The following is a 12,551-nucleotide window of genomic DNA, read 5'->3' as shown; positions in this document are numbered from 1 at the left end:
CAATCTCGGCACGAAGCTGATCCTTCCGCACGACAAGTTTTACATCTTGTGGAAAGGTGACAGCGGCTTTGTAGCCAACAGCTACTACCTGACTTCCGCCGACGATTCACCGCAAAGTGACCCCAAAACATGGACGCTCTCAGCCTCCATAGATGGCACCTCGTGGATCGTACTGGATACCCGAACAGATCAGACATTCACTGAAAGAAAAACCACGCTTGAATTCCCGATACCAGAGGATGATACGGCCTACATATACTACAAACTGGAAATAGTATCCAATAACGGGAGTGCTAACACCCAAATTGCCGAATGGGGCATCCGTTACTTGGCGGACATCAATAGCCCCACCAGCATTACCGTCAATTCGAACAAAAACATGCCTGGTTCAGGACAACTCTCCGTCGCTTATTCCGACGCCCCTGAAGCCCACAGCCTGGATAAGCTAATCGACGACATGAAATCGACCAGCTTCCTCACTTACCATGATGAATTCGACATCACATGGACGGGCGACGCGGAAACGGCGGTAACGGTTTACTCCCTGATGTCGTCAGTTAACAAACCGGAGAACGACCCCAAATCATGGACACTTTACGGTTCCATCGACGGCGAGGCGTGGACGGCACTCCATACCCAGAAGAATTACACATTCATCGCCCGGAAACAGAAAAAATGGTTCCGGCTAGACAACACGACCGCTTACAAATACTACAAGCTAAGCATCGAGGCAAACAACGGCGGAGGTTTCACCGAAATAGCTGAAATGCAACTTCTGAACATCGACATGGACATTTCATTGATCCTGGCGAAGGCTAAGGCCCATACCAGCGAAGGAGCGCTCACGGCGATGGGACATTTCTTCAATTTCCGAGCAAATACCCCCACCACCGCCGAAGAGCGGGCTTGGTTGGGCGACCCCGCACAGGAACCAACCGGTGAGCGATGCAACGTCCCGAACGACTACCCGCCCCTGATCAATTTCGAAGTCGACCTCTACCCATTCGGGAAACCGATGATGGCCGATGCCAACCAGCGTGGCATCGGTGACTGCTGCGCCATCGCAACCTTTTCGGCGCTGGCCTACTGCTATCCCGACTTCATTCAGAGCATCATCACTGACAATGGTGACGACACCTATACCGTAAAGATGTATGATCCCAACCGGGAGCGTATCGACGTATGTGTGAGCAATAAATTCTGGGCAGGCGACCCAAGCTACCTCTCCGCTGCAGCCGGCAAGGGAGCTACCCAAGCCACTTGGGCCACCGTGCTTGAAAAAGCACTGATGAAATACCGCGAAGTCTACTACGGCAACCCGAATCTGGGCGGCATCGGCACGCCCGATGTCGCACCTCCCTTCACGGGTTGTGGATATGGCTACGCCTACAATTTCAACTCGGCGGTGCTGACACCCGAAGACTGGCACAGGCTGGTTCAAGTATTGCTCATCGAGGGGCATTATTTGGTAGGCGGATTCTGGGTGCCCAACATTCCGCTGGGTGGTGGCGTATCGATAACCGGCCATGCATTCGCCTTCATGCACTCGACCGATCCTACCGCACTCTTCGCTATGCGCAATCCGTGGGGCAACGGTGATGCCGACGGACTACTAACTATGCCCTCCGGCAATACGGTGCTCACAGCACAAACCAACGTTTGGATATTCGAACCAGGCGAAGTAGTCTCGGAATTCGGCATCGGCGTCATCGACGGGTACAGCTACCCCTACGACCTGTAACACCAGTCAAACCAAGTCCGCAGGGAACAAACGCCCGTTTCTTGCGAACTTGGCTTGGCAAATTCCCTGTTTCCCTGTAACTTTATACCCTAAAATACAAATTCCGCATGAAGCAAAAAATGGCTCTCGTCTACTGTCTCCTGGCGTGCCTCATCCTGTCGGGCGCAGCCGAAGCTAAACAAACCAATTCCCCGGTCTACAAAGACCCCGGCCAGCCTATCGAAGAACGGATCAAAGACCTAATATCGCGCATGACCGTCGAAGAGAAAGTCTGGCAGTTGAGCCAATACCCTGTAGGAATCAACGACAACGACAACAATATTATCGACGTCGTAAAAAACATCCCGGCAGAACTGGGTGCCATTCTGTACCTAAACACCACTCCTGCCGTCCGCAACCGGATACAGCGCCGGGCAATGGAGGAGTCACGCCTCGGCATACCAATGATCTTCGGCTACGATGTCATACACGGATTCCGTACCATCTACCCGATTTCGCTGGCACAGGCATGTTCCTGGAACCCGACACTGGTCAGTCAAGCCTGCGCCATAGCCGCCCAGGAAGCCAGGATGTCGGGTGTCGACTGGACTTTTTCACCCATGATCGATGTGTCGCGCGACGGACGCTGGGGACGGGTAGCAGAAGGCTATGGTGAAGACCCTTACACTAACGCCATTTTTACCGTGGCATCGGTGCGAGGCTACCAAGGCGACAACATGGCCGACGGACATCAGATCGCCGCCTGCCTGAAGCACTATGTCGGGTATGGTGCCTCGGAGGGAGGCCGTGACTACGTCTATACCGAAATCTCGCCGCAGACCCTGTGGGATACCTACATGCCTCCTTACGAGGCCGGAGTAAAAGCGGGCGCCGCGACCCTGATGAGCTGCTTCAACAACGTCAGTGGAATCCCGGGCACAGGCAATCGTTATCTGCTGACCGACATCCTGAAAAAAAGGTGGGGCCACGACGGGTTCGTCGTTTCCGATTGGGCAGCCATCACGCAGTTGGTTCCGCAAGGCTACGCATCAGACAAAAAGGATGCAACCCTAAAAGCTTTTAATGCAGGCGTCGAGCTAGATCTCGGCAACAGTTGCTACGACAGCCATCTGCTCGAACTGATCAACGAAGGCAAAATCTCCATGCAACGGCTCAACGACGCAGTGGCACGTGTACTGCGCATAAAGTTCCGGCTTGGGTTGTTTGAAAACCCCTACATTCCCGTCACCACGGACGAAGAACGCTTTATGCTGCCCACAAGCCTAGCGACAGCAGAACGGCTGGCCGAGGAGTCAATGGTATTACTTAAAAATGAAGGCGAGATATTACCACTGCAAGATGCGGCACGAATCGCCGTCGTGGGGCCTATGGCTCGTGAAAAATGGGATTTGCTGGGCTCCTGGCCTGGCCACGGTTCTGGCGAGCACGTCGTAAGCATCTACGAAGGGCTTGAAAAGGAGTTTGCGGACAAGGCCGAACTGCTGTACGCACGAGGCTGCGATTTCGAGAACGGAGACACTTCAGGTTATGCCGAAGCTGTGGCACGTGCCTCTGAAGCAGACATCGTACTAGTCTGTCTCGGTGAGAAACGGCAGTGGAGCGGCGAAAACGCATCACGATCTTCGCTGGCGCTACCCTCCGTGCAGGAAGAACTCGTATCCGAGCTGGCAAAGACCGGCAAACCGATCGTACTGATACTCTCCAACGGCCGACCGCTCGAACTGCGCCGATTGGAACCCGCCTGCCAAGCCATTGTCGAGATGTGGCAACCAGGGCTGCGCGGAGGTAATGCCCTTGCCGGCATCCTTTCGGGACGGGTGAACCCTTCTGGCAAACTTGCCATGACCTTCCCTTACAGCACGGGGCAAATCCCGATCTATTACAACCGACGGCCAAGCGCGCGTCCCAACCAAGGGCAATACCAAGACATCCCTGCAGAGCCGCTTTACGCCTTCGGCCACGGGCTGAGTTATACAGAATTCACCTACAGCGAACCGACGATCCCCACAGGCCGCCACGCCGTAAAACGCACGGAGAAGTTGACCGTCGAGATCGAGGTTTCGAACACGGGCAGCCGCGACGGATACGAAACCGTACATTGGTTCATCATGGATCCCGTCTGTTCGGTCACGCGCCCAGTAAAAGAACTTAAATACTTCGACAAACAGCTGATCCGCACCGGGGAGACAAAAACCTTCCGTTTCGAGATTGACCCTCTGCGCGACCTGAGTTTCGTCGACGGGCAGGGCAACCAGTTCCTGGAATCAGGCGACTACTATGTGAAGGTAAAGGACAAACAGCTTAAAATAGAGATCACCGATTAATACCGTCCTTCCCATCGACATGCTCGACAGAAAGGCAGCGGCTTAACCAAACCACGCTATGAAAAAACATTTTTACGGGCTATGCCTGCTGGCGGCCATCACGATAGTACCTTGCACAACCTTTTCCCGGGGTTCTCTCACCGGCAAGAAGCTGTCCGCAGGCTTCCGGATACCGCCTCCTTCAATCCAAACAACGGTGTATTGGTACTGGGTCGCAGACCACATCTCAGAAGAAGGCATCATCAAAGATCTGTATGCCATGAAAAAGGCTGGGATCAACCGAGCTTTCATCGGTAACATCGGATATAAAGAGGTTCCGCTTCCGGGCGGACAAGTAAAATTCAGGACAGAAGCATGGTGGAAGGCGCTGCATACGGCGCTCAAAACTGCATCCAAACTCGACATCGAAATAGGTATCTTCAATGGGCCGGGTTGGAGCCAGGCCGGAGGCCCCTGGGTTATACCCGACGAGGCAATGCGTTATTTGGCTTCCGTCACCGCAAAAGTGACGGGAGGGAAAAGGGTCGAACTCGAACTGCCGAAACCGGGGGACAATTTCCGTGATGTGAAAGTAATCGCCTTCCCCGATCCGACCGACCGTGGCGAGCTACTGAATAGCACCAACTGCACGGTCACCGCCACCCCTGGGATAAGTGACGCTACGTACTTGATCGACGGGGATATGACCACCGAAGCTATGCTCGTCTCCGATGAGCAGCGGGAAGTCAGCATAAACTTTACAGCAGACAAGCCTTTCACAATCCGCTCCATAAAACTTTTTCCTGTACATCGGCACATGAACGTCCCAGTCCGAATCGAGGTGAAGGAAGGCGGCGATTACCGCCCGCTGGCCGAGACGCAGGTCGACCGTTACAACTCCGAGAACATCGTTGGGTTCGACCCATTCGCCCCCATAGCAATCGCTGTACCTGAAACAACCGCCACGGAATTCCGGATCGTGATTTCCCAAGCAAGTCCGAATGTCGGTTTCAAAGATATAGCCCTCTCATCAGTGCCCCTAGTGGAAAGGTACCCGGAAAAATCGCTAGCAAAAATGTACCAGCAACCCTTGCCCTACTGGCACGATTACATGTGGCGGGAACAGCCGTATGCCAAGGATTCAACCGCCTGCGTCCCAGCCAGTCAGGTTTTGGACATATCCGGCTGCTTGAACGGTGATAGGCTGGTCTGGAATGCCCCAGCGGGGAACTGGACGATCATGCGCACCGGCATGATGCCCACTGGGGTGAAAAACTCCGCATCCAGTCCCGAAGGCTCCGGGCTCGAAGTGGATAAGATGAGTAAGCAACATGTCGCCTCGCATTTCGAGTCTTACATGGCAGAAATACACCGACGCATTCCTGCCGAAGACCGGAAGACATGGAAAGTCATCGTACAAGACAGCTATGAAACCGGCGGGCAGAATTTCACCGACGAATTCATCGAAGAATTCAGGATGCGTTACGGCTACGATCCCGTACCATTCCTGCCGGTCTACCAAGGTATTGTCGTAGAAAACGAAGATATCTCTAACAGGTTCCTGTGGGATCTACGCCGACTCATTGCGGACAAAGTTGCTTACGATTACGTAGGCGGCATGCGTGAAATCAGCCACAAGTACGGATTGACCACCTGGCTCGAAAACTACGGACACTGGGGATTCCCTGCAGAATTTCTGCAATACGGCGGACAATCTGACGAAGTGGGCGGCGAGTTCTGGGCCGAAGGACATCTCGGCAGCATCGAGAACCGCGCCGCATCGTCGTGCGCCCATATATACGGTAAGACTAAGGTCTCATCAGAATCATTCACCTCGAGCTGGAATCCCTTTGCAAGACATCCGGCCGGCATCAAACGACGCGCAGACCGCTTCTTCTCCGAGGGTGTGAACAATTCCCTGCTACACGTCTATATCCACCAACCCTATGAGAAAAAACCCGGCCTCAATGCATGGTTCGGCACCGAATTCAACCGTAATAACATCTGGTTCTCGCATATGGATCTGTTCTCGGCTTATCTCAAGCGAGTGAATTTCATGCTCCAACAGGGAGTGAACATTGCTGACGTCGCCTATTTCATCGGCGAAGACACCCCAAAGATGACAGGCATAAACGAGCCAGAACTACCGACCGGATACCAGTTCGACTACATTAATGCCGAAGTTATCAAAACACGTCTGTCCGTACGAGACAATATGCTGACCTTGCCGGACGGCACGCAATACAAGATTCTCGTCCTGCCTCCGGTAAAGACCATGCGTCCAGAACTTCTTGCCAAGATCGCATCACTGGTAGAAGAGGGAGCCATCGTGTTAGGCCCTGCGCCCGAACGCTCGCCCAGCTACGAAAATTACCCACATGCCGACCACGAGGTCGCACAGCTTGCAGAGCGACTGTGGAGTGGCATCGACGGTAAAAATGTAAAATACAAACGTGTCGGCAAAGGAATGGTGATCAATGGCATGAGCCTCACCGAAGCCTTTGCGCTGACGGGTTGCCCCCCTGACTGCAAGATTGCAGACAGCGATCCTGTGCTGTACGGGCACCGCACGGCGGGACAAACGGAAATCTATTTCCTGACTAACCAAAGCGATCGGCAGATAACCATATCACCCGAGTTCCGAGTAAGGTCGAAGCAACCGGAATTGTGGGAACCTGTATCGGGAATCACCCGAAAACTCGCCGCCTACACCCAAACTGGTATCGGCACCATCGTTCCGCTGCAACTGGCTCCCAACGAAAGCGTTTTCATTGTTTTCCGTAATAAAACGACCAGAAACGGAGAGCAAAGAGTTGAGGCAAACTACCCGAAACTGCAGGCGATCGCCGAACCGGATATCCCGTGGACAGTACATTTCGAAAAGGAGCATCACGGGCCGGAGCAGCTGACCCTGAGAACACCAATCGATCTCTCCAAATCGCCGCACTCCGACGTACGCCACTATTCAGGCAAAATCACTTACCGTTCGGGGTTCAGCCTGAATAAAATACCTCCGGGTCGTATCTACCTCGACATACACGAAATACACGTCATGGCCAAGGTATGGATCAACGGCAAATATGCCGGTGGGGTTTGGACTCCGCCCTACCGCATAGACATAACCGACCTGATACACAAAGGTGTCAACAGGGTCGAAGTCGAAGTGGTCAATACGTGGGTCAACCGTCTGATCGGCGACGCCCAGCTACCAGAAGCGGAACGGACGACCTGGACTTTTATCAACCAATGGGGCCCGGATTCGAACCTTCCGCCGTCAGGACTGGTGGGCCCCGTCGTAATCGGGAACATCCGCTATTGACCGATGGCGACAAACAGATCAAAACAAACACGAAAATTCCGTAAAACGCATAAAAACATTATAGAGCATGCGAAAGACATACCTGCTTTCCACCGTTTTGGTGGCCATGGCTCTGGGCACAAACTGTCACATCGCGGGTACCCACCCGAGCATATCCTTCGAACCGGAGAAAAGATCGCTTGACGGCTGTAAAAAGATTGTTTTCGACGCGCCGTCCGGGAATGCCGTCCGAGGCTACTGGCTCGTGAATACGGCTCATCCCGAAGACGATCCCCGCAATTGGTCGCTCTGGGGTTCGGACAACGAGAAAAAATGGGTCAAGATCGACCAACGCCTCGACCAAACCTTCTGGGCACGCTACACGGAAAGGGAATATGCAGTTCAGCTCCCCGGGAAATACAGTAAATACGCATTCATCATCGAAACCGTCTCGGGAGACACACTCACCACGCGGGGATCACACGGATTCCGGTTTTTCGACAGCAATCCCCACGAAGGATGGGAGGATTTCACATATCCTGACGTGGTGTTTCATTACAGCTCACCCCATACGGACGGTTCGCGCATTTATCGGGAAACGATAACCGATCCAGAATCCTATATCCGCTATCATGCCCGCAAAGTTTGTGAAATCCTCTTCTGGACGGACGACAACCCGGAAAACCGAAACAGAATCGACCGAATAACTTATGAACTGAAGGACTACGACGGCATCTCTGCCAAAAGTGGCGAGGCACCCGACATATTCATCAGCTTCAGCACTCGGTACATCGAACGCACCGCCCGGAATTCAATCCTCGAATTTTGCGACGAAACCAGAGGTATCCTCTACCACGAACTCACCCACGGTTATCAGCATCAACCCAAAGGGTGCGGGAGATATGACGGACAATCGGAGTACTGGGCCGCCATCGAAGGCATGGCCGATGCCGTGAGGATCGACGCAGGCTTCCACAAGCAGCGTCGCCCCGACCCCGACGGGAATTGGATGCAGGGCTACACGACCACTGGTTTTTTCCTACAATGGTTTCGGACAAAAGACCCCGATGCTCTGCGCAAGTTCCACGATACGATGCGCACTCTATACCCGTGGAGTTTCGACGCAGGGGTCAAAGCCGTCTTCGGCAAGGATACTACTATCCAAGAATTGTGGGATGAATACGCCCAGTTTATAAGGGAAAACCCCGGCTACCACCACTATACCGAACGTTAGTTATCACCAGGCCGCTGCCGCATGCCCAGTAAAAATCCATCAGCCCCGGCGAACTCCGGTTCCCGTCATCCTCAACCGAATCAATTTTTACTAATTTTAAGCCCATGAAATTCAAATTTTATCCCTTTTGACACTGCTTCTGGCAATTGTATTCCCATTGCATGCAGAAATCAAACCCGCCACCATTTTTGGCTCCAACATGGTACTTCAGCGTGGTGAACCCGTCAAAGTATGGGGCACCGCCACGCGCAATGAAAAGGTACTTCTACTTTTTAACGGTCAAAGCCTCGGCACGAAGGCGGACAAAAACGGCAGGTGGAGCGTAACACTAGCGCCGATGGAAGCCGGCGGCCCCTACACCATGACGATTCGCGGAAAAGACAACACCCTCGAATACAGTAACGTGCTTGTCGGCGAGGTCTGGCTCTGCAGCGGACAGTCCAACATGGAGTGGACACCGGCACAAGGTCTCGACAACCTCCAACAAGAGGTCACTGCAGCCGACTACCCCCAAATACGTAGTTTCACCGTCAAGAAGGCGATGTCGGCCGACCCACAGGAGGATCTTTCCGGGAAATGGGAAGTCTGCTCACCAGAAACCGTTCCTCATTTCACCGCCGTAGGCTATTTCTTCGCTCGCAAGTTATGGCAGGAATTGGGTATCCCCATCGGCATCATCAATTCGTCATGGGGCGGGACTGATATTGAGGTCTGGACAAGCCCAGAATCCTACGAAGCCCTCGAAGGCAAAGTCGCAACCCGCGGGTATAACCCTGCTTTCAAACGGGTATTGCGCGACATGACACGTGTTACGGGCGAGCCAAGGCAGGCGGAGTATGCCTCAGCATTCAACAACGACCCGGCACTTGCAGCCCGATGGTACGACGACCCGGGTGACCTGTCGCAATGGTCAACGATGGCCGTCCCTCAAGAGTGGGTTACCACGCCGCTCGGTATGTCCGACGGGCACGTATGGTTCCGTTACGAACTCAACCTCCCCGAAGAGGCAGCAGGCAAACCTGCGAAACTATCACTGGGTATGATCGACGACAACGACATCACTTGGGTCAATGGCGTCGAGGTCGGGCGCATCAACGGTCATACCTACCTGCGCAACTATGACATCGGCGAGGGCATCCTGAAAGGCGGCCATAACACGCTCACTGTCCGAATAACTGATATCGGCGGTGGTGGCGGCTTCTGGAGTGACCCGGAAGAACTTTCCCTGCATGTCGCGGGGAAATCCTACCCACTGGCCGGAGAGTGGCAATACAAAGGCTCCGTCCTCAATACCGACTACGGAATCGTCGCCCACAATCCCAATGTCTACTATTCAACACTCTACAACTCAATGATAAATCCTCTCGTCGGATTCCGCATCAAAGGTACGATCTGGTATCAGGGCGAAAACAATGTCTGGAATGCGCTCAGCTACCGCACCCTGTTTCCCAACCTGATCCGGAACTGGCGTAACAAATGGGGCTACGATTTCCCGTTTTATTGGGTGCAACTGGCCGATTTCATGGCAGAAGACACTCTCCCGGCCGAAAGCCAGTGGGCCGAACTGCGCGAAGCGCAAACTATGACTCTCTCGCAACCCCGTACCGGGCAGGCCGTGATCATCGACATCGGCAATGCCAACGACATACACCCGCGCAACAAGCAGGATGTCGGATTACGGCTCGCACTCCAGGCATTGCATGAGGAGTATGGCCACACGGGGACGGTGTGCTCGGGTCCGACATTCATTTCGGCACGCTTCGTAGACGGGCATACCGAGGTGACGTTTGACACCCCGGCCTCCAAGCTGATCGTACGCGACAAATATGGGTACATCCGAGGCTTCGCTGTGGCTGGGGAAGATCGCATCTTCCATTGGGCTAAAGCATGGATCGAAGATGGCAAGGTCATCGTAAAAAGCGATGCCGTCACCGTGCCCGTAGCGTTACGCTATGCATGGGCCAATAACCCACAGTCCAACCTGTTCAACGCTGCCGGACTTCCTGCCGGGCCATTCCGTACGGATGATTGGCCGGGAATCACCCAATAAGAGTCGCGAAATAAACCACGGCCACTCGGGATCGACATATAGACATAAACAACAAAGAGAGCAATCCGCTCTCTTTGTATTACTTCCTCTCCAAAACTGCGGCACCCTTTTGTGTCGGCGGCACGGAGTAGGAACGCAGCACGAGCGCCACGCCGACAAAGATCACCAACGCGAAGACCACCGTATCGGCATGCAGCTTGTCCAGCCCCATCCCGACCGAAATGGCGATCGCCAGCACGGGCTGCAGGTAGGTGTAGATGCTCGACACCGTGGCCGGTACGCTCTTGAGCGCATAGTTCAGCATCAGGTTCGGCAGATAGGTCGGCACCGTCAGCACGAAGAGCGTCGGGAAAAGCGCATGGCCGGCTATGGCGGCATAGTCGGTGTGGATGATCTCCTTCAGCCCGAAGGGCAGCGCAACGACGGCCGCCACGCAGTATACCCAGCGCAGCACGGTGGTGATGCGGTACCTGGCAACCAGGGCTTTGAACCACACCATGTACAGCGACGTGGCGCAGGCGCACAGCATGATCATCACGTTGCCCCAGACATGCGAATGCTGGTGCGACGACGACGCACCCGTCAGCACCACGGCCACGGCGCCGGCCATGCCGAGCACCAGCCCCGAGACCTTGAGCTTCGTGAAGCGATCCATGCCCAGCAATACGGAGAGCAGCAGCACCAGCAGCGGGACGATGGTGTCGATGATCGATCCGTCGATGGGCGAAGTCATCGAAAGTCCGTACATGATGAATACCTTGCGCAGCACTCCGATCAGCAGCGCGGCGCCGATCAGCTTGCGGATGTCGGCGCGCGAGACCCGTTCGGCCTTCTGCCACAGCAGCGGCACGAGCGAAAAAAGCGCCGTGACGACCAGCGATCCCGCCACCATGGCCATCGGGTGGACATAGTGCGGCAATACGATGTTGTAAAACGGGTAGTCCATGGCCCATACGATATTGCATATCAGCAGGGCGATGTGGGGTTTGAATCTGCTCATTCCGTCTCGGGGTTTACCCTGCGGAAAACAAAAACAGTGCCTTTCCGTTCGGAAGGGCACTGTCATTATACCGGTGGCGGCCATTTCTCACCAGCTGTCGCGCGGCACTTCGAACGAACCGGGCGATGCCCCCGGCAGCTCTTTCCCCCGGTAATAGACTTTCCATGCGTCTTTCCCGTATCCTTCCCCGAGTTCTTCGAACGTTTGTGCCGAGGCGCCCTTCACCTCCCCGCCCATGTAAAATACCTTCCAGGCATCCTTTCCATACCCGTCTCCGAGACTCTCGAAGGTCATCGCCGACGCCCCGTCCACCTTCCGGCCACGGTAATACACCGTCCAGCTGTCCTTCGAGTAACCGCCGCCCAACCTTTCGCCCGACAACGCGCTCCCGTCATCCCGCTCCCCGTAGTGGTAGGTATGCCAGATGTCTTTCCCTATCCCGTTCCCGAGGCTCTCGAACGACGAAGCCGATGCCCCTTCGACCTTCCGGCCGCGGAAAAACACCGTCCAGTTGTCCTTACCGTACCCGCCGCCGAGATCCGTGAACGACGATGCCGAAGCACCCTTCACCTTCCGGCCCTCGTAATACACCGTCCAGTTGTCCTTCGAGTAACCCCCGTGCCGTCTCTCCCGGCCGGGCTGCGACGCCCGAACCTCCTCGGGAGCAGGGTTCCCCAGGCTATGCGGAACACCCGCGAAAACGGCAAACAACGAAAACAGGGATAAAATCAGCTTTTTCATCAGGCGCGGGTATTGATTTATTAAAAGACGCGAAATTTACCGAGTTATTGCCCCGCATCCAGGAAATCGGCGGTAAACTTTCCCGGGGTGAGGCGAAAAGCCCAGCCCTCCGTCTCAACCCGCCGCACCTGCTCCCATATTGTTTACCGCTCCCGTCCTGCCACCGATTCCGTCCCGCCTCTCA

At 54.8% G+C, this 12,551-nt stretch carries 7 protein-coding genes; 5 read left to right on the top strand and 2 right to left on the bottom strand.

What is annotated here, in order from left to right; translation table 11 throughout:
* The first annotated feature begins 379 nt into the window (after positions 1-379).
* The 5 genes from NQ559_RS08860 to NQ559_RS08840 all read left to right on the top strand — a co-directional run bounded on the left by NQ559_RS08860 (position 380) and on the right by NQ559_RS08840 (position 10,626).
* A complete protein-coding gene (locus NQ559_RS08860) occupies positions 380-1,741 on the top strand; it encodes a discoidin domain-containing protein (protein WP_154654031.1) in 1,362 nt (453 codons plus the stop codon).
* 107 nt (positions 1,742-1,848) lie between these two features.
* Positions 1,849-4,065: a glycoside hydrolase family 3 N-terminal domain-containing protein gene (locus NQ559_RS08855; protein WP_018696090.1), complete on the top strand. Its 2,217-nt coding sequence runs from the start codon at positions 1,849-1,851 to the stop codon at positions 4,063-4,065.
* A 58-nt stretch (positions 4,066-4,123) separates the two neighbouring features.
* Positions 4,124-7,363, top strand: a complete 3,240-nt coding sequence (locus NQ559_RS08850; RefSeq protein WP_018696091.1) for a glycosyl hydrolase — start codon at positions 4,124-4,126, stop codon at positions 7,361-7,363.
* Between the two features lie 67 nt (positions 7,364-7,430).
* Positions 7,431-8,576, top strand: a complete 1,146-nt coding sequence (locus NQ559_RS08845) for a basic secretory protein-like protein (protein ID WP_018696092.1) — start codon at positions 7,431-7,433, stop codon at positions 8,574-8,576.
* Positions 8,577-8,937: 361 nt separating this feature from the next.
* Positions 8,938-10,626 carry a sialate O-acetylesterase gene (locus NQ559_RS08840; protein ID WP_244061895.1) on the top strand — a complete coding sequence of 563 codons (1,689 nt, stop codon included), beginning with the start codon at positions 8,938-8,940 and terminating at the stop codon, positions 10,624-10,626.
* Positions 10,627-10,705: 79 nt separating this feature from the next.
* Here the strand turns inward: NQ559_RS08840 and NQ559_RS08835 are convergent, their stop codons facing one another.
* On the bottom strand, positions 10,706-11,626 hold the full coding sequence (locus NQ559_RS08835) for a DMT family transporter (protein WP_018696094.1): 921 nt from the start codon (positions 11,624-11,626) through the stop codon (positions 10,706-10,708).
* Between the two features lie 87 nt (positions 11,627-11,713).
* Complete coding sequence (locus tag NQ559_RS08830; protein WP_018696095.1) at positions 11,714-12,367, bottom strand: DKNYY domain-containing protein; 654 nt, start codon at positions 12,365-12,367, stop codon at positions 11,714-11,716.
* Positions 12,368-12,551 lie beyond the last annotated feature (184 nt).

It is taken from the genome of Alistipes onderdonkii (assembly GCF_025145285.1).
In the GTDB taxonomy this organism is placed as follows: domain Bacteria; phylum Bacteroidota; class Bacteroidia; order Bacteroidales; family Rikenellaceae; genus Alistipes; species Alistipes onderdonkii.
The sequence above is the reverse complement of the archived record's forward strand: the minus strand, read 5'-3'. Positions and strand labels throughout refer to the sequence as shown.